Origin of the sequence: uncultured Paracoccus sp. (assembly GCF_945915435.1) — a bacterium.
Classification (GTDB): Bacteria; Pseudomonadota; Alphaproteobacteria; order Rhodobacterales; family Rhodobacteraceae; genus Paracoccus.
In genome coordinates this window covers 1-26,297 of sequence record NZ_CAMEFG010000018.1, presented here as the reverse complement: position 1 = coordinate 26,297, position 26,297 = coordinate 1, and the positions used below count along the sequence as shown (strand labels likewise).

26 protein-coding genes are annotated in these 26,297 nt (G+C 67.4%); 10 read left to right on the top strand and 16 right to left on the bottom strand.

What is annotated here, in order from left to right:
* Positions 1 to 5: 5 nt before the first annotated feature.
* A complete protein-coding gene (locus Q0O97_RS07940; protein WP_294927046.1) occupies positions 6 to 1,409 on the top strand; it encodes a TolC family outer membrane protein in 1,404 nt (467 codons plus the stop codon).
* 41 nt (positions 1,410 to 1,450) lie between these two features.
* Positions 1,451 to 1,999, top strand: a complete 549-nt coding sequence (locus Q0O97_RS07935) for a hypothetical protein (protein ID WP_294927043.1) — start codon at positions 1,451 to 1,453, stop codon at positions 1,997 to 1,999.
* Positions 2,000 to 2,106: 107 nt separating this feature from the next.
* Here Q0O97_RS07935 and Q0O97_RS07930 read toward each other — a convergent pair whose 3' ends face one another.
* The 3 genes from Q0O97_RS07930 to surE are packed head-to-tail and all read right to left on the bottom strand — an operon-like array spanning position 2,107 to position 4,691.
* On the bottom strand, positions 2,107 to 3,213 hold the full coding sequence (locus tag Q0O97_RS07930; RefSeq protein WP_294927040.1) for a LysM peptidoglycan-binding domain-containing protein: 1,107 nt from the start codon (positions 3,211 to 3,213) through the stop codon (positions 2,107 to 2,109).
* A 36-nt stretch (positions 3,214 to 3,249) separates the two neighbouring features.
* Positions 3,250 to 3,900, bottom strand: coding sequence for a protein-L-isoaspartate(D-aspartate) O-methyltransferase (locus Q0O97_RS07925; protein WP_294927036.1), 651 nt, complete (start codon positions 3,898 to 3,900; stop codon positions 3,250 to 3,252).
* On the bottom strand, positions 3,897 to 4,691 hold the full coding sequence (surE, locus tag Q0O97_RS07920; RefSeq protein ID WP_294927033.1) for a 5'/3'-nucleotidase SurE: 795 nt from the start codon (positions 4,689 to 4,691) through the stop codon (positions 3,897 to 3,899). Before surE ends, Q0O97_RS07925 begins: the two co-directional genes overlap by 4 nt.
* 269 nt (positions 4,692 to 4,960) lie before the next feature.
* Here surE and Q0O97_RS07915 point away from each other — a divergent pair, with 269 nt between their 5' ends.
* Positions 4,961 to 5,881, top strand: coding sequence for a sulfite exporter TauE/SafE family protein (locus Q0O97_RS07915; RefSeq protein WP_294927030.1), 921 nt, complete (start codon positions 4,961 to 4,963; stop codon positions 5,879 to 5,881).
* Positions 5,878 to 6,708 (top strand): TIGR02186 family protein, encoded by an 831-nt coding sequence (locus Q0O97_RS07910; RefSeq protein ID WP_294927027.1) that lies wholly within the window; start codon positions 5,878 to 5,880, stop codon positions 6,706 to 6,708. The genes Q0O97_RS07915 and Q0O97_RS07910 overlap by 4 nt, the downstream gene beginning before the upstream one ends.
* On the opposite strand, the gene Q0O97_RS07905 is transcribed toward Q0O97_RS07910, so the two are convergent.
* From Q0O97_RS07905 to Q0O97_RS07890, 4 genes are all read right to left on the bottom strand, one after another.
* The gene (locus tag Q0O97_RS07905) at positions 6,705 to 7,862 is read right to left on the bottom strand and encodes a GNAT family N-acetyltransferase (RefSeq protein WP_294927024.1); all 1,158 of its coding nucleotides are present in this window, start codon (positions 7,860 to 7,862) and stop codon (positions 6,705 to 6,707) included. The genes Q0O97_RS07910 and Q0O97_RS07905 overlap by 4 nt on opposite strands.
* A gap of 24 nt (positions 7,863 to 7,886) precedes the next feature.
* Positions 7,887 to 8,642: a glycerophosphodiester phosphodiesterase family protein gene (locus tag Q0O97_RS07900; RefSeq protein ID WP_294927021.1), complete on the bottom strand. Its 756-nt coding sequence runs from the start codon at positions 8,640 to 8,642 to the stop codon at positions 7,887 to 7,889.
* Positions 8,642 to 9,097, bottom strand: a complete 456-nt coding sequence (locus Q0O97_RS07895) for a RidA family protein (protein ID WP_294927018.1) — start codon at positions 9,095 to 9,097, stop codon at positions 8,642 to 8,644. Before Q0O97_RS07895 ends, Q0O97_RS07900 begins: the two co-directional genes overlap by 1 nt.
* 83 nt (positions 9,098 to 9,180) lie before the next feature.
* Complete coding sequence (locus Q0O97_RS07890) at positions 9,181 to 12,636, bottom strand: AAA family ATPase (RefSeq protein ID WP_294927149.1); 3,456 nt, start codon at positions 12,634 to 12,636, stop codon at positions 9,181 to 9,183.
* Between the two features lie 127 nt (positions 12,637 to 12,763).
* Here Q0O97_RS07890 and Q0O97_RS07885 point away from each other — a divergent pair, with 127 nt between their 5' ends.
* Complete coding sequence (locus tag Q0O97_RS07885; RefSeq protein ID WP_294927015.1) at positions 12,764 to 13,129, top strand: CidA/LrgA family protein; 366 nt, start codon at positions 12,764 to 12,766, stop codon at positions 13,127 to 13,129.
* Positions 13,122 to 13,838, top strand: a complete 717-nt coding sequence (locus Q0O97_RS07880; protein WP_294927012.1) for an LrgB family protein — start codon at positions 13,122 to 13,124, stop codon at positions 13,836 to 13,838. Before Q0O97_RS07885 ends, Q0O97_RS07880 begins: the two co-directional genes overlap by 8 nt.
* Before the next feature lie 54 nt (positions 13,839 to 13,892).
* Here Q0O97_RS07880 and Q0O97_RS07875 read toward each other — a convergent pair whose 3' ends face one another.
* The gene (locus Q0O97_RS07875) at positions 13,893 to 14,213 is read right to left on the bottom strand and encodes a DUF6280 family protein (RefSeq protein WP_294927009.1); all 321 of its coding nucleotides are present in this window, start codon (positions 14,211 to 14,213) and stop codon (positions 13,893 to 13,895) included.
* Between the two features lie 363 nt (positions 14,214 to 14,576).
* Here Q0O97_RS07875 and efp point away from each other — a divergent pair, with 363 nt between their 5' ends.
* On the top strand, positions 14,577 to 15,140 hold the full coding sequence (efp, locus tag Q0O97_RS07870) for an elongation factor P (RefSeq protein ID WP_294927006.1): 564 nt from the start codon (positions 14,577 to 14,579) through the stop codon (positions 15,138 to 15,140).
* A gap of 359 nt (positions 15,141 to 15,499) precedes the next feature.
* Positions 15,500 to 16,144 carry a 2-dehydro-3-deoxy-6-phosphogalactonate aldolase gene (locus tag Q0O97_RS07865; RefSeq protein ID WP_294927003.1) on the top strand — a complete coding sequence of 215 codons (645 nt, stop codon included), beginning with the start codon at positions 15,500 to 15,502 and terminating at the stop codon, positions 16,142 to 16,144.
* On the opposite strand, the gene Q0O97_RS07860 is transcribed toward Q0O97_RS07865, so the two are convergent.
* Genes Q0O97_RS07860 through Q0O97_RS07845 form a run of 4 tightly spaced genes read right to left on the bottom strand, consistent with a single transcriptional unit; the run spans position 16,141 to position 20,036 of the window.
* Positions 16,141 to 16,899 carry a TIM barrel protein gene (locus Q0O97_RS07860; RefSeq protein WP_294927001.1) on the bottom strand — a complete coding sequence of 253 codons (759 nt, stop codon included), beginning with the start codon at positions 16,897 to 16,899 and terminating at the stop codon, positions 16,141 to 16,143. The two genes, Q0O97_RS07865 and Q0O97_RS07860, sit on opposite strands and share 4 nt — an antisense overlap.
* Before the next feature lie 17 nt (positions 16,900 to 16,916).
* Complete coding sequence (locus Q0O97_RS07855; protein ID WP_294926998.1) at positions 16,917 to 17,762, bottom strand: ureidoglycolate lyase; 846 nt, start codon at positions 17,760 to 17,762, stop codon at positions 16,917 to 16,919.
* 34 nt (positions 17,763 to 17,796) lie between these two features.
* Complete coding sequence (locus Q0O97_RS07850; protein ID WP_294926995.1) at positions 17,797 to 18,534, bottom strand: SDR family oxidoreductase; 738 nt, start codon at positions 18,532 to 18,534, stop codon at positions 17,797 to 17,799.
* Between the two features lie 50 nt (positions 18,535 to 18,584).
* Positions 18,585 to 20,036, bottom strand: a complete 1,452-nt coding sequence (locus Q0O97_RS07845) for an aldehyde dehydrogenase family protein (RefSeq protein WP_294926990.1) — start codon at positions 20,034 to 20,036, stop codon at positions 18,585 to 18,587.
* A 156-nt stretch (positions 20,037 to 20,192) separates the two neighbouring features.
* Between Q0O97_RS07845 and Q0O97_RS07840 the strand changes: the two genes are divergently transcribed.
* A complete protein-coding gene (locus Q0O97_RS07840) occupies positions 20,193 to 20,849 on the top strand; it encodes a peroxiredoxin (protein WP_294926987.1) in 657 nt (218 codons plus the stop codon).
* A gap of 39 nt (positions 20,850 to 20,888) precedes the next feature.
* Here the strand turns inward: Q0O97_RS07840 and Q0O97_RS07835 are convergent, their stop codons facing one another.
* The 3 genes from Q0O97_RS07835 to pnp all read right to left on the bottom strand — a co-directional run bounded on the left by Q0O97_RS07835 (position 20,889) and on the right by pnp (position 24,653).
* Positions 20,889 to 21,665, bottom strand: coding sequence for a glycosyltransferase family 25 protein (locus Q0O97_RS07835; RefSeq protein WP_294926984.1), 777 nt, complete (start codon positions 21,663 to 21,665; stop codon positions 20,889 to 20,891).
* Positions 21,665 to 22,444 carry a hypothetical protein gene (locus Q0O97_RS07830; RefSeq protein ID WP_294926981.1) on the bottom strand — a complete coding sequence of 260 codons (780 nt, stop codon included), beginning with the start codon at positions 22,442 to 22,444 and terminating at the stop codon, positions 21,665 to 21,667. The genes Q0O97_RS07835 and Q0O97_RS07830 overlap by 1 nt, the downstream gene beginning before the upstream one ends.
* A 64-nt stretch (positions 22,445 to 22,508) precedes the next feature.
* A complete protein-coding gene (gene pnp, locus Q0O97_RS07825; protein ID WP_294926978.1) occupies positions 22,509 to 24,653 on the bottom strand; it encodes a polyribonucleotide nucleotidyltransferase in 2,145 nt (714 codons plus the stop codon).
* Between the two features lie 249 nt (positions 24,654 to 24,902).
* On the opposite strand from pnp, the gene Q0O97_RS07820 reads away from it, so the two are divergent.
* Entirely contained in the window at positions 24,903 to 25,496 is a 594-nt protein-coding gene (locus Q0O97_RS07820; protein ID WP_294926975.1) for a YdeI/OmpD-associated family protein, read from the top strand.
* A gap of 31 nt (positions 25,497 to 25,527) precedes the next feature.
* On the opposite strand, the gene Q0O97_RS07815 is transcribed toward Q0O97_RS07820, so the two are convergent.
* Entirely contained in the window at positions 25,528 to 26,157 is a 630-nt protein-coding gene (locus Q0O97_RS07815) for a hypothetical protein (protein ID WP_294926972.1), read from the bottom strand.
* Between the last annotated feature and the right edge of the window lie 140 nt (positions 26,158 to 26,297).

Genomic DNA, 26,297 nt, shown 5'->3' with positions numbered 1-26,297 from the left:
TCATAATGTTTCGCAAGACCCTCAACGCCCTGCGCCGCCCGGTGATCGCCGCGATGATCCTTGGCGCCTCGGTCATGCCGGCGACAGCGGAATCGCTGGCGGATACGATGATCGCGGCCTATCGCCATTCCTCGCTGCTGGACCAGAACCGCGCCGTGCTGCGCGCCGCCGACGAAGATGTCGCGGTGGCGATGTCGGCGCTGCGCCCCGTCATCAACTGGGTCGCCCAGCACAGCTATCAAAAGGTCGAGGGCTATCACAATCGCCAGTCCTCGCTGGCGTTGCAGGCGCAGATCACGCTTTACGACTTCGGCCGCAGCCAGTTCGCCATCGACCGCGCGAAAGAGGCCGTGCTGGCCACCCGCGCCGCGCTGGTGGGGATCGAGCAGGACGTGCTGCTGAGCGCGGTCGAGGTCTATCTGGACGTGCGCAGCTCGATTGAACAGGTCGAGTTGCAGGAAAACTCGGTCCGCGTCCTGTCCGAGGAACGCCAGGCCGCCGCCGACCGTTTCGAGGTGGGCGAGATCACCCAGACCGACGTGTCGCTGGCCGATGCGGCGCTGGCCTCGGCCCGCGCCGGGCTGGCCTCGGCCGAGGGGTCGCTGGAAATCGCGCGGGAAAACTACATGGCCGTGACGGGCCGCCGTCCGGGCGCGCTGGCCGCCCCCCCGCCGACGCCGCGCCTGCCCCCCAACACGGACGAGGCCCGCGCCATCGCGCAGCGCACCCATCCCGCGATCACGCAGGCGCAGCGATCCGCCGCAGCCGCCGAACTGGGCGTTTCCGCGGCGGCTGCCGAACGCAATCCGACGCTGACCGGCTCGGTCGGGGCATCGACGCAGCGCAGCAGCGGCAACTCGCCCCAGAACCTTACCGGCAACAGCACGAGCGATTCGCTGTCCGCCTCGATCAGCATGTCGCAGACGCTTTATTCGGGGGGCCGCCTGCCCGCCGTGCATCGTCAGGCGATGGCGCAGCGTGATTCGGCGCGCGCGCAGCTTCTGGGTGCATCGCGCCAGGTCAATCAGGCCGTCGGCACCGCCTGGGCGGGAATCGAGGTCGCCCGCGCCCAGATCGTGGCCATCGACCAGCAGATCGCCGCAGCCCAGCAGGCCTATGACGGCGTGCGGGAAGAGGCGACACTGGGCGCACGCACCACGCTGGACGTCCTGGACGCCGAACAGGACCTGCTGCAGGCCCGCGCAGACAAGATTTCCGCCGAAGCGCAACTGCAATTAGCACATTATCAACTTTTGGCCGCTATGGGTTTGTTGACGGTAGAGAACCTTCAACTGGGAATTCCGACCTATGACCCAACGGCCTATTACAACGCGGTGCGCGACGCGCCGTTCACCAGCAGGCAGGGCGAAAGCCTGGATCGCGTGCTGCGCTCGATCGGGCGAGAGTAAGCCCGGCCTGAAGAATCCCATCTCAGCCGGGGGGTGCCCTCATGGCTGAGATGGCCCGAAACGCTTCCTCCCCTGAAAATTCGGAAAACATCGGCGACGTGCTGGCGTCGATCCGGCGCCTGATCGCGCAGGACGAAACCGGCAGCGATTCCGACGGAATGCTGGACGGCCTGCGCCGTCAGGCGATCACGCAGGCGCAGGCCCGCGCGGCGCAAAAGCCGGTGTCCGAGCCGCTGCGGCTGACCAGCGACGAAATGGTCGCTGCCAAGGCCGATACCGAAACCACCCCCCTCGACAAGGAACACGACATGAACCACGCCCTGCTGACCACCGCCTTCGATTCCGCCAAGGAAACCGCCACGCATCCCCAGCCCGCCCCTGCGGCAGGCCCCACGGCAGGCGACGACATGAATCTTTTCTCGATGGAACAGCGCGACATGCCGGACGAAGCCCCGCTGCGCGGGTTGATCCGCGATGCGCTGGTGCAGGAAATGCAGGGCGAACTTGGCACGCGCATGACCCGCAACCTGCGCCAGCTTGTCCGCAGCGAAATCACCGCCGCCCTGAAAGAGGCAACCCGCAGCGCATAGCCGACCAGCCGGGGGCCGCATTTCGGCAAATCGCCCTGATGCCGCGGCGCCTTGCTCCGGCGTCCTTCCCGGGCACCGGACCGGCATCCGGTTTTTCGGCGATGCGTCTAGTTCAGATAACGCTCGGGATCGACGCTTTCAAAGCCGTTGCGGACCTCGAAATGGACCAGCCCCTCGTTGCGCGCCTTGCCAAGTGGCGTTCCGGCCTGAACGGATTGCCCCTTGGTGACGGAAACGTCGTCCAGCCCGGCATAGACCGTCATCAGGTTGTCCTCATGCCGGATGACGATGATCGGCACCTGCCCGACATCGCGCGTAATCGCCGCGACGGTCCCCGCGCCCGCTGCCGAAACCGGGGCGCCCGGCGCCGCGGATATGTCGATGCCCTCATTGCGTCCGGGCGCATAGGCCCGCGCGATCGAGCCGTTGACCGGCATCTGGAACCGCCCGCTACCCGAAGCGGCCGTCCGCGTATTGCCCAGGTTCGGCCCGCTCGGCGCCGCCACAGGGGCCGAGGCCGGGGTCGTCCGCTCATCCGGCAAGGCCCCCGCGGCCGAAGGTGGCTGAGGGGTCGGGCTGCCCGCACCGGGCCGCGTCACCACCTGCGTGGCATTGGGCGCAGCCGCCCCGCTGACCGGAATCAGCAGCCGCTGGCCGGGCCGAACCGCCATATCCGACCCCAGCCCGTTCCACCGGGCCAGGTCGTTGATCGCCACGTTATAGCGCCGCGCGACGGACCAGGCCGTTTCGCCCGCCGCGACCACATGCTGCTGCGGCTGCTGACCCGCCTGCGCGCCGGCCTGCCCGGACCGCCCCGCAAAGGGGTCCGTGACCGCCCCAGCGCCGGCGGCAGCCACCCGGGTCGGCAGCGCCACGACCGCGCCCGCGTTCAGCGCCACATTCGGCGCGATCGCATTATGGCTGGCCACCTGCGCCGCGTTCAGCCCAAGCCGCGAGGCGATGGTGGCCACCGTATCCCCCTGCCGGGCAATGGCCACCTGATAGCCCGGATAGCTGATTACCCCGCGCTGATCCGGCTGCGGCCGCGGGGCGGCGCTCGCCGCCGCCTGAGACGTGCTCATCCCGCCGCCGAAGCCCCTCAGATCGGGGTCGAAATTCTGCAAATTCAGCCCGACATATTCGCCATCCGGCCCGCAACCCGCCACCAAGGCAGCCGTTACCGTCAGCGCCGCCCAAACCCTTGCTCTTGCCATCTGCCCGTCCTTAACAGTCGGTTCTCATCACGGGGGTCATGCCTGCCCCAACCCCTCGACCAGCGGGACGAAGCGAACCTGGCGCAACTCATCGTAATCATAGCCGGTTTCGCTGCGCCTGACCCGGATCAGCGTCTGAACCGCGTCCGACTGGCCCACTGGAACGACCATGATACCGCCGATCTTCAACTGCGCCAAGAGCGGGCCGGGCGGATCCTCGGCTGCGGCGGTCACGATTATGCGGTCGAAGGGCGCCTGCTCGGGCAAACCGCGCGATCCGTCGGCCACCATCGCCGTGATATTCGTCAGGCCGAAATGGCGAAACATCTCCTCGGCCTCGGCCACCAGGCGGCGATGCCGGTCCACGGTATAGACCCGCCGGCACAGCAGCGCCAGGATCGCGGCCTGATAGCCCGACCCCGTGCCCACCTCCAGCACCTTGTCGCGCGGCCCCACGGCCAGCGCCTGCGTCATCAGCCCCACGACCGAGGGCTGGCTGATCGTCTGTCCGCAGGGAATGGGCAGCGGCGTATCGTCATAGGCGCGATCCTCGAAATGGCCGCGCACGAAAACGCCCCGGTCGATCCGCTCCATCGCATCCAGCACGCGCGGATCCGTCACCCCGCGCGAACGCAGATGGAAAAGAAAGCGCATCTTCTGCTCGGACGGATCAACCGGCTCGCTCATCCCCTCTCGAATACCTCCAGCAATTCGCCCAGGCTGTCGCGGCAGGTCAGGTCCGGCCGCATCGGCGTGACCGAGATATAGCCGCGCATGTTCAGGTCCACGTCACTGTCCGGCGTCGCAGGCACGGTTTGCGAGCCGCCGACGATCCAGAAGAACCGCCGCCCGTTCGGACCCAGCGCCGGCTCGACCTGAAAGCGGCTGCCATCCCGCCGCCCCTGGGCCGAGGCGCGGGTGCCCTTCACCTCGACCGCCGAGCAGGCGGGGAAATTCACGTTGTAAAACAGGCTGTAGTCGGTCTCGGACGACCAATCGCCATGCTCCAGTATCTTGCGGATGATACGCGGCCCATGCGCACGCGCGGAATCGAACGGATCCTCCAGCAGCGCGGTGCCCTGCCCCATGTATTGCGACAGCGCGATGGCGGGCAGCTTTTGCAGCGCAGCCTCCATCGCGCCGCCGACCGTGCCCGAATACATCACGTTCTCGCCCGAGTTGTTGCCCCGGTTCACCCCCGACAGCACCAGGTCTGGCGGGCAGTCGCGCATGACGTCGTAAAGCGCGGCCAGCACGCAATCGGCCGGGCTGCCCTCGGCGGCAAAGCGGCGCTCTTCCAGCTTGGCGATCATGGTGGGCTGGGTATAGCTGATGCAATGACCCACGCCCGATTGTTCGAAGGCGGGGGCGACGGTCCAGACCTCACCCTCGGGCCCGGCGACCTCGCGCGCGATATCGGTCAGCGCGGCCAGTCCGGGGGCGTTGATGCCATCGTCGTTCGTGATCAGAATCCGCATCCCTGCCCTTTGCTCCCAACGGCCTGCCAGCCCATGATTAAACGCCCCTCCCCCCATCGGCAAGCCGCGAGCGGACAAAGAACGAATCGGTTCGCCCGTTTCTTCATCATCCAAATACCCTGGGGTCCGGGGCAAAGCCCCGGTCCGGCGGCGCCGGCGGCCCGAATCCCGAAAATATCCCCCCGGCCCGCCAACCGGCCCCGGTCCATTTGACGCCGCTGCATCCCAAGGGCAGTATCCGGATTGGCCCCCTGTTGACCGGATGAAACATGCAGATCTACCTTCCCATCGCCGAGGTCGTGGTCAACGCCCTGACCCTGATCGGCCTCGGCGGCATCGTCGGGTTGATGAGCGGGCTTTTCGGCGTCGGCGGCGGTTTCCTGATCACGCCCCTGCTGTTCTTCATCGGCATCCCGCCCGCCATCGCGGTGGCGACGGGCGCCAACCAGGTCGTGGCCTCGTCCTTTTCGGGGGTGCTGGCGCATCTCAAGCGCAAGACGGTCGATTTCCGCATGGGCGGCGTGCTGCTGGCGGGGGGGGTGGTCGGCTCCTCGCTGGGGGTCTGGGCCTTCAACATCCTGTCGCGGATGGGCCAGGTCGACCTGGTGGTGCAGCTTTGCTATGTCATCTTCCTGGGCCTGATCGGGGCGATGATGTTGCAAGAAAGCCTGCGCGCCATCCGCCGCGCCAAGGGCGGACCGATCAAGCCGGTGCGGCGCAACCAGCACGTCTGGGTCCATCGCTGGCCGGGCAAGATGAAGTTCCGCGCCTCGGGCCTCTACATCAGCGCGATCCCGCCCTTGCTGGTGGGCGCGGCCGTGGGGGTGCTTGGCGCGATCATGGGGGTGGGCGGCGGCTTCATCATGGTGCCCGCCATGATCTATTTGCTGGGAATGCCGACGAAGGTGGTCATCGGCACCTCGCTTTACCAGATCACCTTCCTGTCGGCCTATACGACCCTGATGCATGCGATCTCGTCGAACACGGTCGATATCATGCTGGCCGTCCTGCTGATCATCGGCGGGGTCGTCGGCGCGCAGATCGGCGTCGGCCTTGGCGCCCGGCTGCGGGCGGAACAGTTGCGCATCCTCATGGCGCTGCTGGTGCTGGCGGTCTGCGGCAAGCTGGCTTTCGACCTGTTCGTCACCCCCGACGACCTTTATTCGATCACGCCGGGGATCATCGGATGACCAGACCGCTCGTCCCCCTTCTTGCCGCGCTGGCGCTGTTTCTGCCGGGCCTCGTCCTGTCCCAGACGCAGATGCGCGGCGGCTTCGACTCGGCCCAGACCCCGTCCGCACCGCGGACCGAGCAGGTCGTCGCCGGAATTTCGCAGGACGATGTCCACATCACCACGAACTTCGACGGCTCGGACATCATCATCTACGGCGCGATCAAGCGCGAGACGCCGATCCCGCCGGGTGAGCCGCTGGACGTCATCGTCGCCGTGCAGGGACCGGCCAAATCGGTGACGATCCGCCGCAAGGAACAGCGCTTCGGCGTCTGGGTGAACACCGACAGCGTCAGCATCGGCGCCGCGCCCGATTTCTATGTCGTCGCCACCACCCGCCCGCTGGACCGGATCCTGCCGCCGGAACAGGATGCGCGGCATCGCGTCTCGATCCCGCAGGCGGTGCGCGCCTTCGCGGGGGCGCTGACCGTCTCGGACGCCGTTCCCTTTACCGAGGCGCTGCTGCGCCTGCGCGAACAGGCCGGGCTTTATCGCCTGGACGAAGGCGTCGTCACCCTGGTCGAACAGACCCTGTTCCGCGCCGATGTGCGCATGCCCGCCAACGTGGTCGAGGGCATCTATTCCGCCCGCATCCTGCTCTTGCGCGACGGCGAGGTAATCGACACCTACCGCGCCCCGATCGAGGTGCGAAAGGTCGGGCTGGAACGCTGGCTCTACCACATGGCGCTGGAACAGCCCTTCATCTACGGCATCATGTCGCTGGCCATCGCCATCGCCGCCGGCTGGCTGGCCTCGGCGGCGTTCCGGGGGCTGAAACGCGGCTAGGACGCACCTTGGCCGCGCCGGAACGGTCCCCAGTCGGCGACCATCTCGATTTCCTCGCCCACCGCGCGGCGTTCCTGTTCCAGATATTGCGCAACCGCCCCGTTCAGGCCGGGATCGGCCAGCCAATGCAGCGAATGGACCGGCACCGGCAGATAGCCGCGCGCCAGCTTGTGATCGCCCTGCGCGCCCGCCTCGACCCGGGAAAGCCCGTGGGCGATGGCCCAGTCGATGGCCTGATGATAGCACAGTTCGAAATGCAGGAAGCGGTGGTCCTCGACGCAGCCCCAATAGCGACCGTAAAGCGCCTGCCCGCCGATCAGGTTCAGCGCACCGGCGACGGGCCGGCCGCCGCGCTCGGCCAGGACCAGCAGGCAATCGTCGCGCATGGTCCGGTGCAGCCGGTCGAAGAAATCCCGCGTCAGGTAAGGCCGCCCCCATTTGCGGCTGCCGGTGTCCTGGTAAAAGGCCCAGAAGGCATCCCAATGCGCGGGCAGGATCTGGTCGCCCCGCAAGGCGCGGATCGTGCCGCCGAAGGCCTGCGCCTGCGCGCGTTCCTTGCGGATCGCCTTGCGCTTGCGCGAACTTAGCCGGGACAGGAAATCGTCGAAGTCGCGATAGCCGTCGTTCAGCCAGTGATATTGATGCGTGACGCGCGGCAGGAAACCGGCGGTTTCGCCCAGATCCGCCTCGGCCTGCGTGCAGAAGGTGACATGCGCCCCCGACAGCCCATTCTGCCGGGCCAGTTGCATCATCGCCCCAAGCAGCGCCAGCCGCACCTGCGGATCGGCGGCGATCAGGCGCGGGCCGGTCGCGGGGGTAAAGGGCGCGGCGCATTGCAGCTTGGGGTAATACTGCCCGCCCGCGCGCTCATAGGCATCGGCCCATGCGTGGTCGAAGATATATTCGCCCTGGCTGTGCGTCTTGACATAGCAGGGCGCGACCCCGGCCACCGCGCCGTCGGCCCGCGCGACCAGATGGGCCGGATGCCAGCCCGTGCCCTGCCCGACCGAGCCGGAATCCTCCAGCGCGGCCAGGAAACGGTGGCGGATGAACGGATTGTCGCCCTCGGCCCCCAGGGCGTGGGCGCAGCGGTCCCATTCATCGGCGGAAATCCCGCTGATACCGGACAGGGCGGCAACCTCAAGCCGGGTCATGACCGACCGCCGCAAGGGATGTGATCACAAATCCGGGGCATAGCCTTCAAAGGTGATGTTGTCGGCGTCAAGCCGCGCCACGGCCTCATCCTGGGCCGAGCGGATGGTCCAGCAAAGAACCGGCACGCCCTGCGCCTTCAGCCGCTGCACGGCGGGGTTCTTCAGCTCGCGGAACTGGTGCGAGACGAAGCTGGCGCCCGAGCGCGCGAAGTCCTCGATCCCCGCCAGCCGGGCGCGGTCGGGCGCGGCGACGCCGGGCCAATCGTCGGCGTGAAAGCCGCAGGTCGTCAGGCCCACCGCGATCCCCGGCGCGGCGGCGTGGAAACGCGCGGCGGTTTCGGGGTTGAAGGACATGACGGCGACCGGCCCGGCGTAGCCTTGCAGCACCTCGGCCACGCGGTCCTGCAAATCGCCCACATCCGCGCCAAGCGCGCCGTCCTGATCCTTGATCTCGATCAGCAGGGGGGCGCGGCCCGCAACCTCGTCCAGCATCTGCCGCAGGGTCGGGACGGGCTGGTCGCTGCCCAACAGGCGCAGGCGCGCCAGTTCGTCCGCCGCGCAGGCCCGGATGGGACCGTCCCGCCCGGTCAGACGGTGCAGGTCGTCGTCATGAAAGACGACCGGCGTGCCGTCCGCACCCTGCTGGATATCGCATTCGATCCCGTAGCCCGCCGCGACCGCCGCGCGAAAGGCGGCCAGGCTGTTTTCCGGCACGCCCGGCCCGTGCAGCCCGCGATGGGCGACGGGACGGCGCAGGAACTCGGGCGGCAGGGCGGGCATCAGGCGACCTCGAAGATCGCCTCGACCTCGACCGCGACACCGCGCGGCAGGGCGGCGGCGGAAACGGCGGCGCGCGCGTGGTGGCCCTTGTCGCCGAAAACCTCGGCCATCAGGTCCGAGCAGCCGTTGATCACCTCGGGCTGGTCGGTGAATTCGGGGGTCGAGTTCACGAAGCCGGTCAGCTTCACCACCCGCGCCACCCGGTCGAGCGAGCCAAGCGCCGCCCGCGCCTGCGCCAGCAGCGCCAGCCCGCAGGCCCGCGCCGCCTGCGCCCCGGCCTCGGCGGCCATGTCGGCGCCAAGCCGTCCGCGGATCAGCCCGCCCGGCCCCGCGCTGATCTGGCCCGAGACGAAAAGCAGGTTCCCCACCTGCACATAGGGCACGTAATTCGCGGCGGGCGCGGGCGCGTCCGGCAGGGTGATGCCCAGTTGCGCAAGTTTGCTGTCGATGCTCATGCCATGATCCCCGGCTGTTGGTTTCGAATCCGCGCGATTGTTGCGCCGCAGCAGGGCAGAGGCAAGGGCGAAGGGGGCCGCGTTCAGGCGACCAGCGCCTCGGCCCGCTTCAGATCGACGCTGACAAGCTGGCTGACACCCTGTTCGACCATCGTGACGCCGAACAGCCGGTCCATCCGCGACATGGTGACGGCGTGGTGCGTGATCACAAGAAAGCGCGTGTCGGTGCGCCGCGTCATTTCGTCCAGCAGGTCGCAGAAACGCCCCACGTTGGCATCGTCCAGCGGCGCGTCCACCTCGTCCAGCACGCAGATCGGGGCGGGGTTGGCCAGGAAGACGGCAAAGATCAGCGCCAGCGCCGTCAGCGTCTGTTCGCCCCCCGACAAGAGCGACAGCGTGGACAGCTTCTTGCCCGGCGGCTGGCACATGATTTCCAGCCCGGCCTCCAGCGGGTCGTCGGATTCGACCAGCACCAGACGCGCCTCGCCCCCGCCGAAAAGATGGGTGAACAGCGTGGCGAAATTCCGGTTCACCACGTCGAAGGCGGTCAGCAGACGCTCGCGCCCCTCGCGGTTGAGGCTGCCGATACCGGCGCGCAGCTTGCGGATCGCCTCGGTCAGGTCGTGTTTTTCGCCGGCCAGCCGGTCGCGCTCGGTTTCCAACTCGCGCTTGTCGTCGTCGGCGCGCAGGTTGACCGCGCCAAGCGCGTCGCGGGTTTGACGCAGGCGGGCGATCCGGTCCTCCAGCTCGCTGGCGGGCGGCATGGCGTCGGGGTCGGTCTCCAGCGATTCCAGCAGGGCCTGCGGGGTGCTTTCGGTTTCCTCGTCGATGCGGGCGCGGGCAACCGCCTCGGCCTCGCGGGCGGCATCGGACCGGGCCTCGCGCGCGGCGCGGGCCTCGCGCGCGTCCGAGGCAGCGCGTTCCGCCTCGCGTTCGGCGTCCAGGCGGCTGCGCAGCATCGCATCGGCGGCGGCCAGCGCCTCGCGCGCGCGGTCAAGGCGGTCGCGGGCGGCCTGTTCGGCATCGGACAGATCGTCCCGGCGCGCGGCCAGGATGGCGGGTTGGGCGCGGGCCTCGTCCAGTTCCTGCGCCGAGCCGTCGCGCCGCGCCGCCAGTTCCGCCGCGCGGGTGCCCGCCTGTTCCAGCCGCAGCCGCCAGCCCGATTCCTCGGTCGCGATCTGTTGCAGGCGCTTGGTGCGGGCATTGCCCTCGCGCCGCAATTCGTCCAGCGCCGAACGGCGGGTCATGGTCGCGATCCGCGCGGCCTCGACGCCGGTGCGGGCATGTTCCAGCGCCTCGGCGATCGCCGCGCGGTCAGGCAGGTCGGCCAGCGCGCGGGCGGCCTCGCGCAGGCGGGCGGTGGCGTCCTCGGCATCGGCATGGTGGCGGGCCATCTCGGCGCGGGCGGATTCGGCACGGCTGCTGGCCATCGACAGGTCCGATTCGGCGCGGGTGGCGGCGCGGGCGGCCTCGGACAGCAGGCGTTCGGCATCGCGGCGGGCGTCGCGGGCGCGCTTTTCGGCGGCGATGGCGGCGTCCAGCACCTCGCGCAGGGACTGGTGGGCGGCCAGCGCATCCTCGGCGCGGGCGTGGGCCGCGTCGGCCTGCCCGCCCACCTCGGCAAGCTGGTTGACCTTTTGCAGATGCGCCGCGGCGGTCGAGGACGCCTCGCCCGCATTCACGCACAGCCCGTCCCAACGCAGCAGGTCGCCCGCGGGCGTGACCAACCGCTGACCGGGCAGAAGCTGCGGCTGCAAGGCGCGAGCGGCCCCCGCGTCGGCAACCAGCCCGACCTGCGACATCCGCCGCGCCAGGGCCGGGGGGCCATCGACATGCGCAGCCAGCGGCGCGGCGCCTTCGGGCAGGGGCTGCGTCGTGCCATAGCCCGGCAATTCGCGCCAGCCCGAGGCGCCGTCGGCGGCCAGCCCTGCGCGCAGGTCGTCGCCAAGCGCCGCGCCAAAGGCGATTTCATGACCCTTTTCGACGCGGATCACGTCAAGGATCGACTGGCCGCCCGAGGCCCCGCGCTCGACCAGGCGGCGCAGGGTGGCGACTTCGGCGGCCAGCGCGCCCGCCTCGCCCTCGGCCTCGGCGCGGGCGGCGCGGGCGGCGGCTTCCTGTGCCTCCAGATCGGCGCGGGTTTCCTCGGCGGCGTGCAGGGCTTCCTCGGCGGTCTCGGTGCGGTCGCGGGCGTCTTCCAGCGCGGATTCGGCGGATTGCAGCGCCTCGCGGGCCTGATCGCCGCCCGCATCCGCCTGGCGGACCGATTCGGCGGCCAGTTCGGCGGCCCGCTGCGCGCGGTCGCGCATGGCGGTCAGGTCCGCGACCAGCCGTTCGGCGGATTGGTGGCGCGCAGCCAGACGGGCGGATTCGTCGGTCAGTTCGGCCAGCCGCGCCTCGACCTCGCGCAGGGCGTCAGCCGCGGCCTCGGCGGCCTCGGCGGCGGTTTCCAGCCGTTCATCATGCCCCTCACCCGCCTTGGCCAGTTCGGCCTTTTCCCACAGCAGGCGTTCGACCACCTCGCCCGCGTCGCGGTTCAGGGCGGCCTCGCGCTCGATGTCGCGGTCCAGCTGGGTGATGCGCGCCTCAAGCGTTTCGATCAGCGCAAGGGCGCGAGTCTCGGCCTCGTCCAGCGCCTCGCGCTCGACGGTGGCGCGCGACAGAAGGGCAGCGGCGACCTGTTCTTCCTCGCGCAGGGGGGGCAGCGCGGTCTCCGCGCCCTCGCGCGCCTCGGCGGCCTTGCGGGCGGCGGCCTCGCCAAGGGCTGCGGCACGGACGGCCTCGGCCAGCGCGGCAGAGGCGGCCTCGCGCGCCTGTTCGGCCTCGGACCAGCGGCGATAGAGGATCATCCCCTCGGCCAGGCGCAGGGCAGCGCCGATCTCGCGGTATTTCGCGGCAGCGCGGGCCTGGCGCGCAAGGCTGGCGGCCTGCGCGGAAAGCTGGTCCAGCGTGTCGTCCACGCGGGTCAGATTCGCCTCGGCCCCGTTCAGCTTCAGCTCGGCCTCGTGGCGGCGCTGGTAAAGCCCTGAAATCCCGGCCGCTTCTTCCAGGATGCGCCGCCGCGCCTTGGGCTTGGCGTTGATCAGTTCGCTGATCTGGCCCTGCCGCACCAGCGCAGGCGAATGCGCCCCGGTCGAGGCGTCGGCGAACAGCATCTGCACATCGCGCGCCCGCACTTCCTTGCCGTTGATGCGATAGGCGCTGCCCGCGTCGCGCGTGATCCGGCGGCTGATCTCCAACTGGTCGGCGTCGTTCACCACCGCGGGGGCAAGGCGCTCGCGGTTGTCGATGGTCAGCGCGACCTCGGCATGGGCGCGCGCGCCGCGCCGCGCGGTGCCGGCGAAGATCACATCCTCCATCCCCGCGCCGCGCATGGCGGTGGGACGGTTTTCGCCCATGACCCAACGCAGGGCCTCGAGCAGGTTCGACTTGCCGCAACCATTCGGCCCGACCACGCCGGTCAGCCCCTCGCGGATGACCAGGTCGGTCGGGTCCACGAAGCTTTTGAAGCCATTCAGTCGCAGCCGGTCGAAGCGCAAGAACTTATCCACAGAATCAGGGCACCGTGGGCGGATTTTCCGGCACAAGCCCCTCGGGGTCAATATCTTGCATTCCTGTCCCGCATTCCCACAAGATATAAGGGCCCGACACAACCCCGAGGACCGCATGATCCCCGCCCTTGCCACCATCCTGTGCTTTCATCTTGCGGGTGAGCTGATCTCGCGTGCGCTGGCGCTGCCCGTGCCCGGCCCGGTGGTCGGGCTTTTGCTGCTGGTCGGCGCGGGGATCTGCCGCCCGCGCCTGATCGACTTCCTGCGCCCCGCCGCGACCGCCCTGCTGGGTAACCTGTCGCTGTTCTTCGTGCCTGCGGGCGTCGGCGTCATCGCCCACCTGGGGCAGTTTCGCGACAATGCTGCGGGGCTGGGGCTGGCGGTGCTGGTCTCGACCGTGCTGGCCATCGCGGTGGCGGCGCTGACCTTTGCCTGGGTCGCGCGGCTGATGGGGGACGCCGAGGGGGGCCGCGATGGATAACGCCGCCCTGATCTGGAGCTATCTCTCGCGCGAGCCGCTGCTGTGGCTGACCGCGACCCTTTGCGCCTATTGGATCGGCGACCGGGCCTCGCTGGCTGCGCAGCGGCAAAGCTGGGCCAACCCGGTGCTGTTCGCGGTGATCCTGCTGGCGGCGCTGCTGATGCTGACGGGGACCGATTACCAGACCTATTTCGAGGGCGCGCAATTCGTCCACTTCATGCTTGGCCCGGCGACCGTCTGCCTTGGCCTGCCGCTTTACGACAACCTGCGCCGCCTGCGCCACGCGGTCGTGCCGCTGCTGGCGGCGCTGGTCGCAGGGTCGCTGACGGCGGTGGTGGCGGCGCTGGCGGTGGCCCATGCCTTCGGGCTGTCGCCGGTGCTGATGGCTTCGCTGGCGCCCAAGTCGGCGACGGCGCCGGTCGCCATCGGCATCTCGGAAGGTCTGGGCGGCGCGCCGACCATCACCGCCGTGCTGGTGCTGCTGACCGGGATCATCGGCGCGATCATCGTCACGCCGCTGCTGAACGCGCTGCGCATCCGCGACTGGCGCGCGCGCGGCTTTGCCGTGGGGGTCGCGGCGCATGGAATCGGCACGGCGCGCGCCTTCCAGGTGAACGAAACCGCCGGGGCCTTCGCCGGGATCGGGATGGGGCTGAACGCCGTGCTGACCGCGATCATCGCGCCCTTGGCGCTGCGCCTGTTCCAGTAAGGCGAAAGCCGCCCCAAGGGGGACGGCCAGGGGATCGGGCTGCGCGGGAAGGGTTCAGGCCGCTTCGGCTTCCTCGGCGGCAAGACGGCGTTCGCTTTCCTCGCGCGACAGCGCGACCGAGGTGCGCACGCCCTTGGACACGAATTCCATCAGCCCCTTCACCACCCGTTCGTTCGGGTCGATACCGGCGCAGGACAGCACTTCGCGCCCATCGCGCGACCGTGCCCAGCGGGCGATCTGGTCAGGACCGTTGCCATATTTCTTGTCGTCTGCGATAGCGTCGTCCAGCGCGGCAAGAACCACCGCGGCAAAGAGCTTGCGGGCACGCTGCCCTTGTTCGAAGTTGAAAGCCGAACCATCAACGAAATCGCGCATGATTTTATCATCCTGTATTATTGCCGACCCAAGTGGACCGGATGGTGCCGACAGACAGCCCAAGGGTGTCTGACACGAAGGTTGCCTGTCCGTATAGCTGTGCGCCGGAGATATAGGCATATCGCCCGATTCGATATGCCCCCCAACACATGACAGCCATGCGTTTTGCGCAACCCTGCGGGAAAACCGTGAAATTCTTGTCCGTCACGGCACCGCTTCCGATGCTCTGGTCGGCTTGACAACGCGGCAAAGCCGTTTTGGTTGCCTCGGCTTCGGGGGGAAGCTATAGCTCCGCCGATCCTCGTGCGGGCCTGCGGGCAAGCCGCCGGGGCACGAGATGCGAAACATTCCAGGAATCCGAAAATGCCTAAAATCAACGGCAATGAAATCCGTCCCGGCAACGTGCTGGAACATGACGGCGGCCTTTGGGCGGCGGTCAAGGTCAGCCACGTCAAGCCCGGCAAGGGCGGCGCCTTCGCCCAGGTCGAGCTGAAGAACCTGCGCGACGGCCGCAAGCTGAACGAGCGTTTCCGCAGCGAGGACCGCGTGGAACAGGTCCGCCTGGACCAGAAAGACCAGCAATTCCTGTATGAAACCGACGGCAAGCTGGTCTTCATGGACAATGAGACCTTCGAGCAGACCGAGCTTGACGCCGACCTGCTGGGCGACCGCCGCCCCTTCCTGCAAGACGGCATGACCGCCACCATCGAATATTACGGGGACGAGGCCCTGTCGGTGCAACTGCCCCAGAAAGTCACCTGCAAGGTCGCCGAGACCGAGCCGGTCGTCAAAGGCCAGACTGCCGCGAACAGCTACAAGCCCGCGATCCTGGACAACGGCGTGCGCATCATGGTTCCGCCCTTCATCGCCACGGACGAGGCCATCGTCGTCAACACCGAACTTTTCGAATATTCCGAACGCGCCTGATCGCGAAAAAGTGATGACCTGAACGGAACGGCCCGCATTCTCGGGCCGTTTTTTTTCCAATCTTTTTCGCCTTTTCGGCAATCCCCCGCCAGCCTGCCCGCCTTTGCGAAACCGGATGATTTCCACATCGTTGGCTGTTATCGGGCGGGGCACGGTTTGCTCACCCGGAATTTTGCAACCTGTCGCAAAGGCGTTATGAACTGTCTAGTATCGAGTTGGTTCGGCCCAGATTTAACGCGAATTTTCCGCGACCAGGCTTTTTATCGCATTTTGGAAGCAGAAGGGACGACATGACCCTCAGGATGTCTCGACAAGACGGCCCAGGCGCCCCGGTTGGCGCGGTCCTGGGCAGGCCCGCATTGCCGCAGCGCGATGCAAGGCAGGCAGGCGACCCGATCACCGCCGTTCTGCGGAATGTTCCGCAATCCGAAGCGGCCGAGCTTGCCGCCATGCTGGTCGATGCGGGTATCAATTGCATAAAGCTGCCGCTGAGCGACCCCTCGGCGCTGGCAAACATCGAAACGATGGCCCACATCTGCGGCGATCGCGCCGTGATCGCCGCCGGCTCGGTGCTGACAACGGCGGATGTCGAGCGCACGGCGCGGGCAGGCGCGCGGCGGGTGATGTCGCCCGCGACGGATGGGGCGGTCATCGCCCATGCCGGAAAGCTGGGGCTTGCGACCTGCCCCTGCGCCCAGACCGTGACCGAGGCGCTGGCGGCCCACAAGGCGGGCGCATCGGCCCTTGGGCTGTTCCCCGCAAGCGCAGCCGGGCCGCAGACCCTGGCGGCGATCCGGGCGCTGCTGCCCGCCGGTTTTCCCATCCATGCCTTCGGTGGCATCACGCCCGCCGATTTCCCGGCATGGCTGGCGGCGGGGGTCACGGGCTTCGGGCTGGAAGGCACGCTCTACAAGCCCGGCGACAGGTCCCAGACGGTGCATCTGCGCGCCCGCATCCTGCTGACGGCGGTCCAGAACGCGCTGGACGAGATGGACGGGGGCTAGGTCCCCCGCAGCGGCGCCATCCAGTCCAGGCTGCGCTCGGTGCCGCGGTCGGGGCGGTATTCGGCGCCAAGCGGGCGGGTCCAGCCCAGTTCGCGCAAGAGCGCGCAGATGTGGCGATAGTCCAGTTCCCCGTGATCGGGGGTGCCGCGGTCGGGGACCGATGCGATCTGGACATGGCCGACCAGCGGCAGCAACCGGCGCAGGCTGCGGGTCAGGTCTCCCTCGGTGATCTGCATGTGATAGCAGTCGAACATCAGGCGCAGGTTGTCATGGCCCGATTGCTCGATGATCCGCGCGGCCTGCGCCGAGCCTTGCAGGAAATAGCCGGGCGCGTCGTGGCGGTTGAGCGGCTCGATCAGGATCATCAGGTCGGGGGCGGAACGGCAGGCGTGATCCAGGTTGCCCATGAAGGTGCGCCGCGCCATCTCGCCCTCGGCGGCGCCGGCCATGACGTGGACGGCCTCGCAGCCCACCTCGCGCGCGTAGGCGATGGCCTGGTCGATGGCGATACGCGCCTCGCGGTCGCGGCCCGGCAGGGCGGCAAGGCCGTTTTCGCCCTCTTTGCCGCGCAGGGTGTTCAGGCCCAGAAGGGGCAGGCCGGTCTCCTCCAGCGCGGCGCGCAGATCGGCGGGGGGCGTGTCATAGGGCCAGTGGCATTCGACCGCATCGAACCCCGCCCGCGCAGCCGCGCGAACGGCGGCGGGCAGCGGCAGATCCGCCCATAGAAACCCGAGATTGGCCGAGAACCTGGTCATCTTCCGCCCCTGTCCGGCTAAAGCGCGGGCAGGACGCGCTGGCGCTGCTGCCCCAGGCCCTCGACCCCCAGCCGCATCACCTCGCCGCCTTTCAGGTAGACCGGCGGCTTCTGCCCCATGCCGACGCCGGGCGGTGTTCCGGTGGTGATGATGTCGCCCGGCATCAGCGTCATGAGTTGCGAGCAATAGGCGACCAGTTCCGCCACGCCGAACACCATCGTCGCGGTCGAGCCGTCCTGATAGCGCCGCCCGTCCACCTCAAGCCACATGGCAAGGTTGCCGGGGTCCGCGATCTCGTCCCGCGTCACGACCCAGGGACCGATCGGGCCGAAGGTGTCGAAGCCCTTGCCCTTGTCCCATGTCTGCCCGCGCGAGATCTGCCAGTCGCGTTCCGAGACGTCGTTGACGACGCAATAGCCCGCCACCGCCTCCAACGCCCGGTCCTGCGCGATATTGCTGCCGCCCGCGCCGATGACGATGCCCAGTTCGACCTCCCAATCGGTCCTGGTCGAGCCGCGCGGGATCTGCACGTCGTCGTCGGGTCCGACGATGCAGCTTGTCCATTTGCTGAAGACGACAGGCTCGTCCGGGACGGGCATGCCGGATTCGGCGGCGTGATCGGCATAGTTCAGGCCGATGGCGATGAACTTGCGCACATTGCCGACGCAGGGACCGATGCGCGGCTCGCCCTCGACCACGGGCAGCGCGGCAGGGTCCAACGCCGCCAGCCGCGCCAACCCCTCGGGCGTCAGCGCGTCGTCGGAAATATCGGCGACATGCCCGGACAGGTCGCGGATGCGGCCCTGATCATCCAGCAGGCCCGGCTTTTCCTGGCCCGCAAGCCCATAACGCAACAGTTTCATGTCGTCCCCCCTATGTCGGCCAGTCCACTATAGCCTAACCGCGCCCGACCAGCGGCATATTCGTCGCCATCACGGTCATGGCCTGCACATTCGCGCCCTTGGGCATCCCGGCCATCAGCATCACCGAATCGGCAACCTGGGCTGCGTCCATCACCGGCTCGACCCGCAGCGAGCCGTCGGCCTGCGGCACGCCCTGCACCATCGCCTGCGCCATGTCGGTCAGCGCATTGCCGATGTCGATCTGCCCGCAGGCGATATCGAAGGGCCGCCCGTCCAGGCTGAGCGTCCTGGTCAGCCCCGTCACCGCGTGTTTGGAAACCGTATAGGCCGCCGACCCCGGCCTGGGCGCCTGCGCGGAAACCGAGCCGTTGTTGATGATCCGCCCGCCCATCGGGCTTTGGCGGCGCATGTGGCGAAAGGCGGCGCGGGCGCAGATGAACATGCCGGTCACGTTCACCTCGATGACGTCGCGCCATTCCTGCACGGAAATCTCGTCCACCAGCCGGGAAATCAGGATCGCGCCCGCATTGTTGAACAGCACGTCGATGCGGCCCCATTCACGCGCCGCACGGTCGAAGGCGGCGTCCACCGCCGATTCGTCGGTCACGTCGCAGGGCAGGACCAGCGCGGCGGGGCTGTCCGCCGCCGTCTCGCGCAGGGCAGCCTCGCGCCGGCCGATCAGCCCGACGCGCCAGCCCGCGTCCAGAAAACGCCGCGCAGTCACGCGGCCTATGCCGCTGCCACTGCCCGTTATGATGATGGTCTTGCTCATCTTCCCCCCTGAAAGCCGCCGGGCGGTCCCGGCGGCCCGTTGCCTTCGCCTCAGGCGTTGGGATCCCAGCCCGAGATCTGCTTGCTGTCCATGAACTCCTCCAGCCCCCAGACGCCGCCCTCGCGCGCGCGGCCCGAGGCCTTGACGCCGCCGAAGGCGCTGCCGCGGCCACGGCTGACGCCGTTCATCTCGACCATGCCGGCGCGCAGCTTCCGGGCCAGCCGGTTGCGGCGCGCGCCGTCCTGCGTCTGGACGTAGTTGGTCAGGCCATAGATCGTGTCGTTGGCGATGGCGACGGCCTCTTGCTCGGTGTCGAAGGGGATGATCGACAGCACCGGGCCGAAGATTTCCTGCCGCGCGATGGTCATGTCGTTCGTCACGTCGGCAAAGACCGTCGGACGCACGAAATAGCCGCGATTGACGCCTTCGGGCAGGCCGGGACCGCCCGCGACCAGGCGCGCGCCTTCGTCGATGCCCTTCTGGATCAGGTCCTGGATCTTGTCCCATTGCTGCTTGCTGACCACCGGGCCGATATGCTTGCCGGGCTGGTGGGCAGGCGCGACGGGCGTGTCCTGCGCCACCTTGGCCGCCTGTTCCACGGCCTTGTCGTAGAACGACCGCTCGACCAGCATCCGCGTCGGCGCGTTGCAGCTTTGGCCCGAGTTGTAGAAGCAATGCCGCGCACCCCGCGCCACCGCCTTTTCATCGGCATCGGCAAAGATCAGGTTCGCGCCCTTGCCGCCCAGTTCCAGCGCGACCTTCTTGAGCGAATCAGCCGAGGCCTTGGTGATCGCGATGCCCGCGCGGGTCGAGCCGGTGAAGCTGATCATCTCGACGTCGGGATGGGTCGAAAGCTGGGTGCCCACGCCCGCGCCATCGCCGTTCACCATGTTGTAGACGCCCTTGGGCAGCCCCGCCTCGTCCATGATCTCGGTCCAGACGACCGAGGACAGGGGCGCGATCTCGGACGGCTTCAGCACCACGGTATTGCCCGCCAGGATCGCCGGGATGACCTTCAGCGTCACCTGGTTCATGGGCCAGTTCCAGGGCGTGATCAGGCCCACGACGCCGATCGGTTCCCATGCGACCATCGAGGTCGGGGCATGGGCGCCAAGCGGGCGGATGAACTCGAAGCTCTTGAAGGCGGTGATGAAATTCTCGATGTGATAGGTGCCGGCCGCGACCTGGTCGTTCAGCGACATGTCGCGGGGCGCGCCCATTTCATGGGTAATCGCCTCGGCCATGTCGGGGGCGCGGCGGTTGTAGATGTCCAGGATGTTCTGGACATGTTCCAGCCGCTTTGCGGGCGCGGTCCGCGACCATTCGGGAAAGGCCGCCTTGGCCGCCGCGACCGCCCGGTCGGTGTCGGCCTGCCCGCCAAGCGAGATGACGGCGACAGGCTCTTCGGTCGAGGGGTCGATCACCTCGAGATCGTTCGGCACCACGGGATCGACCCATTCGCCGTCGATGTAAAACTTGCGCTTGTCAGCGAGTCCGCTCATTCGAACCTCCTATTCGTCGCTGCGGGCACAGTGGCATTGCCGCCCGCCATTCGCAAGGACCCCGCAAAGCCGCCAAAAACGACAAGGCGGGTCGTCTTGGAAACCGTGCCCGGCTGACTTATGTTATGCCGGCAACGCAATTCGAAAGGCCCCCGAATGTCCCTGCGCATCAACGATATCGCACCCGACTTCACCGCCCCCTCGACCGAGGGCGAGATTCGTTTCCACGACTGGCTTGGCGACAGCTACGCCATCCTGTTTTCGCATCCGCGCGACTTCACGCCGGTCTGCACGACCGAGTTCGGCGCAGTCGCGCAACTGGTTCCCGAATTTGAAAAGCGGGGCACCAAGGTTCTGGGCGTCTCGGTCGATTCGGTGGACGATCACGGCAAATGGAAGCACGACATCGAACAGGTCGCGGGCTGCCCCGCGAATTTCGCCATCATCGACGACAGTTCGCTGACGGTCGCCAAGGCCTATGACATGCTGCCCGCCGACTACTACCTGCCGACCGAGGGCCGCACGCCCGCCCATTCCGCCACCGTGCGCACCGTCTTCATCATCGGGCCGGACAAGAAGGTGCGGCTGACCATGACCTATCCGATGTCGGTGGGCCGCAACTTCGCCGAGATCCTGCGGGCGCTGGACGCCGTGCAAAAGACCGACGGCGCACCGCTTGCCACCCCGGCCAACTGGGTCCCCGGCCAGGACGTGATCGTCGCGCTGGCGCTGGACGACGCGGCGGCTGAAGAAAAATACGGCACGCTGGACAAGAAGCTGCCCTATCTGCGCTTTGCAAAGGATCCGGCCTGACCGAACCCGAAAGGCCGCGGCATCGCCCGCGGCCTTTTCTCAGGACGGCTTTTTGCGCGCGCGCTTGCGCTTGTGATACCACGCCACCAGCTTGTCCAGCATCAGGCGGCGCTGCTTGATATAGCCGTAAAGCAGATGCCGGTCACCGGCCTGCCGCCGTGGACCCGCCCTTGGCGTAATCACGCTGTCCGCCCCGGTCGTGGCCACCAGCGCGGGCCAGACGGCCCAGCCCCGATTGCGGCGCGTCTGCCAATGGCGCATGTAATTGTCCACCGGCGCAAAGATGCGATCATGTTCGCGCAGGAACGCGCTGGCCCCCGCCCGCGACCAGATCAGCCCGGTCGTCGTCATCGGGAAATAATGGGCGTGGGTCAATTCGTAATGCCGCCCCCCGGCGTCGAAGCCGAACATCGGCGAATAGATTTTGTGGCGGTTCGCACCGATATTGACGATATCCCAATCCTCGCCGCTGCGGGCGAACCAGTCGATCACGGCCTCGACGCCCACACCGAAACCTTCTTGCAGCTTCATGTCGTCTTCCAGAACGAGGCAGACCTGCGCATCGCTATCCAGAAACCGCCGCGCGCAATCGAGGTGACTGAGATAGCAGCCGATCTCTCCGCCCCGCAGCGGGCGCCCCATGTAAGAGCGCGCGCCTTTGGCGTCGTAATCGGGAAACTCCTCGACCCGCAGCTTGCGCCCGTCAAAGGCGGGAACGCGCTGAAACGCGATGCCCGCCGCCTCAAGCTGGGCGCTGGCTTCCTGCAACCGCTCGTCCGAACCGTCGAGGTTGATCAGATAGACGGGAAATTTCATCAAAGCTCCTCACGCAGGGCAAGGTCCAGAAAGCTGCCGCGCGGAACCTGGCCCGAATGATATGCGGCCATCGCCTGCCGCAACTGCTTACCCCATAGATGGACCGCCCATGCGTCCTGCGGCAGATCGGCACGCCTTATACCGCCCGGCTCAACGAAACGCGCAGCCTCCTGCATGGGAACGAAATAGAAGGCCGAAACCGGAAGTGCATGGGACATCTCGCCGGTTTGCTTCAGGTAATAGGTCAAAGCGCGCGGCCCGATCCCGCCCCAAGGCCAACGATCAAGCGGCAACCCCCGTCCGAAGCTGCGCAGCCAATATTTCGCACGTCGCATCCCGGTCAGGAATGGCGGCAAGCCGCGCGTTTCGGGTGTCAGAAGCAGCAGCTTGCGCAGCGTCTCCGACTGCCGGGGCAGGTGCAGCACCGCGCCATTCACCTCCTGCGGGGTTTCATGGCCGAACACCCATTCGCTCCCGAACTCGAAGGGGCGCAGGGCGATCATGTCAAGATCGACCCAGATCTGGTCTGTTTTCGCCAACAGTTGATAGCGGAACAGGTCGGAATGCAGCGCCGGGCTTTGTGTCCTGCGGTGCCGGATGATCCGGTCGCAGGGCATGATTTCGGCCGCATCGCGCCAAAGGACGCCCTCGGGCAGCCCTTCCATCGGTGCGGGTGAGTAAACCGTGACATGATCGCCCTGACGCAGAAACGACCGCAGGCTGGCGATTTCGATCGGCCCAAGCCGATCACCAACCCAGAACGACGCAAGTTCAGCCACGCATGGCCTCCATGAAAAATGCCCCCAAGGATTGGGGGCATTTCCTGCGATTTGGCAATAGCAATCAGCTTTCCGCCGATTCCTCTTTCTTCTCGGTGATCTCTTCGCCGGTTTCCTGATCGACCATCTTCATGCCAAGGCGGACCTTGCCGCGGTCGTCGAAGCCCAGCAGCTTGACGCGGACCTCCTGGCCCTCTTTCAGCACTTCGTTGGGGTGCTGAAGGCGGCGGGCCGCGATCTGGCTAACATGGACCAACCCGTCGCGCTTGCCGAAGAAGTTCACGAAAGCGCCGAAATCGACCAGCTTGACGACCTTGCCGACATAGATCTTGCCCTCTTCCGGCTCGGCCACGATCGAATAGATCATGTCATAGGCCTTCTTGATCGAATCGGCATTGGCGGATGCGATCTTGATCACGCCGTCGTCGTTGATATCGACCTTGGCGCCCGAAGTTTCCACGATCTCGCGGATGACCTTGCCGCCCGAGCCGATCACTTCGCGGATCTTGTCGGTGGGGATGGTCATCGTCTCGATCCGCGGGGCGTGGGCGGAAAACTCGTTGCGGCCTTCGGTCAGCGCCTTGGCCATCTCGTCCAGGATGTGCATCCGGCCGTCTTTCGCCTGCGCCAGCGCCTGTTCCATGATCGCGGGGGTGATGCCTGCGACCTTGATGTCCATTTGCAGGCTGGTGATGCCGTTCGCCGTGCCCGCGACCTTGAAGTCCATGTCGCCGAGGTGATCCTCATCGCCCAGGATGTCGGTCAGGACCGCATAGCGCCCGTCGTCTTCAAGGATCAGGCCCATCGCGACGCCCGCGACCGGCGCCTTCAGCGGCACCCCCGCATCCATCATCGACAGCGAACCGCCGCAGACCGAGGCCATCGAGGACGAACCGTTCGATTCCGTGATCTCGGACACGACGCGGATGGTATAGGGGAAGTCGGTGGCGGCGGGCAGCACCGCCTGCAACGCGCGCCATGCCAGCTTGCCGTGGCCGATCTCGCGGCGTCCGGGGCTGCCGACGCGGCCAACCTCACCGACCGAATAGGGCGGGAAGTTGTAATGCAGCAGGAAGTTCGAGCGGCTGTTGCCGTGCAGCGCGTCGATGATCTGTTCATCGTCGCCGGTGCCCAGCGTGGTCACGACCAGACCCTGCGTCTCGCCGCGCGTGAACAGCGCCGAGCCGTGGGTGCGCGGCAGGATGCCGACTTCGCTGACGATGGGACGCACAGTCTTGTTGTCGCGTCCGTCGATACGGGCGCCGCCGTTGATGATGTCGCCGCGCAGGATGCCGGATTCCAGCTTTTTCAGCGCGGAACCCAGGTTCGCATCGGCCAGCTCTTCCTCGGACAGGCCGGCCTTGATCTTGATCTGGGCGGCCTCGATGGCATCGCGGCGCTCGGCCTTGTCTCGGATGGCATAGGCGGCGCGCATGTCGGCCTCACCCAGATCCTTGACGCGAGCGTAAAGCGCGGAATAGTCGGGCGAGCGGAAGTCGAACGGCTCTTTCGCGGCGTCCTCGGCCAGCGCGATGATCAGGTCGATGACCGGCTGCATCTGCTCATGCCCGAATTTCACGGCGCCCAGCATTTCGTCTTCCGTCAGCTCATAGGCTTCGGATTCGACCATCATCACGGCGTCCTTGGTGCCCGCGACGACCAGATCGAGACGCTGTTCGGGGTTGTTGCGCAGCTTGTCCATGTCCTGAACCTCGGGGTTCAGCACATATTCGCCGTTCGAGAAACCGACGCGCGCGGCGCCGATCGGACCCATGAAAGGCACGCCGGAAATCGTCAGCGCAGCCGAAGCGGCGATCATGGCGACGATGTCGGGGTCGTTGACCAGATCATGCGACAGCACGGTGCACATGACCAGGGTTTCATGCTTGAAACCCGGCGCGAACAGCGGACGGCAAGGCCGGTCGATCAGGCGCGCAGTCAGGGTTTCCTTTTCGGAGGGCCGTGCCTCGCGCTTGAAGAAGCCGCCCGGAATCTTGCCGGCGGCGTAGTATTTTTCCTGGTAATGGACGGTCAGCGGGAAAAAGTCCTGACCGGGCTTGGGTTCCTTGGCAAAGGTCACGTTCGCCATGACGCTGGTTTCGCCCAGCGTGGCAATGACCGAGCCGTCTGCCTGACGGGCAACCTTGCCCGTTTCCAGCGTAAGCGTTTCCTGCCCCCACTGGATGGATTTCTTCACTTCATCAAACATCTGATATCCTCTGGGAACACGCCGGCCCTCCGGCTGTTCCATGTCAAATGGCGGCCCCATTGCCGCCGCCCCTATCCTTCGCATGTGCCACGGGGCATGGCGTCACGTCGCAGATGCGCGGCACTTACCCCAAATCACGCCGTTTGGAAAGCTTTTTGCGCGCAGGATGGCCCGCGCATCGACGCGCGGAAAGCCGCGGACAGCGCCGGGCCGCTGGACAGCGCCCCCGGTGCGCGCGACACTGGGGCCATGACGAAGGCGCCCGCACCCTCGAAAGCCGAAAGCTTTTTCGCCGGTCTGACGGATTGGCGCGACGAGTTGCTGGCCCTGCGCGCCATCCTGCTGGACAGTCCGCTGACCGAGGATTTCAAGTGGTCCTCGCCGGTCTATACGTTCGAGGGCGCGAATGTGGCGCTGCTCTGGGGGTTCAGGGACCGCGCCACGGTCGGCTTTTTCAAGGGCGTGCTGCTTGCGGACCCCCACGGCATCCTGAAGGCGCCGGGTCCGAATTCGCGTTCCTCGCGCGTGGCGGATTTCACCGATACCGCCCAGATCGCGCAAGCCAAAGCCGCCCTGCGCACCTGCATCGCCGAGGCGATCGAGGTCGAGAAGTCGGGCCGCAAGGTCGACCTGCCCAAGGACGATCTGGAATATCCCGACGAACTGACCGACCGGCTGGACGGCGACCCCGAGTTTCGCACCGCCTTCGAGGCGCTGACGCCGGGCCGCCGTCGCGGTTGGGTGCTGCATTTCGGATCGGCCAGGCAATCCGCCACCCGGAACGCCCGCATCGACAAGGCCGCCGCCCGCATCCTTGCGGGCAAGGGCATGCACGACCGCTGAGAGCGCGGCCTTACACGAGGGCCACCCGTGCTTACACGAGGGCCACCGTGCGCTGGATCGCCGGGGCGTTCTGCGGGTTGGCTGGCGCGGTCTGCGCCTCGGCCACCGCATAGGCCTTGGCGGCGTCCTGGCTGGACTGACCGATCCGTGCGATCAGGTTCTGGATGCTTTCGCGTTCCTGCAACCGGATGGCGCGGGCACGGGCGCGGGCGGTTTCGTCCAGATCAGGCTCGGCGGCAGCGGGGGCGCGGGATTGCGCGGCAAGGCCGTCACCCGCGGGAAGGGCCGCGCCCACACCCCTTGCCCGGCCATCGGGATCAGCCGTCCCGGTTGCGACGGGCGGGGCCAAGGGCAGGCCGGAATCCGCAACCCCCACCGATGGCGGGACAGCGGGCATCCCCGTTTCGGGCCGCGCGGCGACGGGGTCCCCATCGCCATCCGCCTGCGCGGCATCCCCGGCGGCGGCCCTGACCGCCTCATCCGAAAGATCGAAGCGATAGCCATCGTCCTGCTGGTCGCGGCCAGCGCCGAGAAAGCCGCCCAGCAATCCGCCGACGCCATTCGCCACGTCCTTGACCACCGACGCGACGGGTTCGACCACCGGCACGGGCGGCGGCAACAGCGGCAAGACGGGTTTCGGGTTGAGAAGTCCACCTAACATTGAAAATACCTCATATCCTGGTTTGTTCGGATATGATTCCGGGATTCGCGTCAGGAATCCATCAATGAATACAAAGCATTTTATCATCTGCCCCGCGCAACGGAATCTGCCCCGCGCAACGGAATCTGCCCCGCGCAACG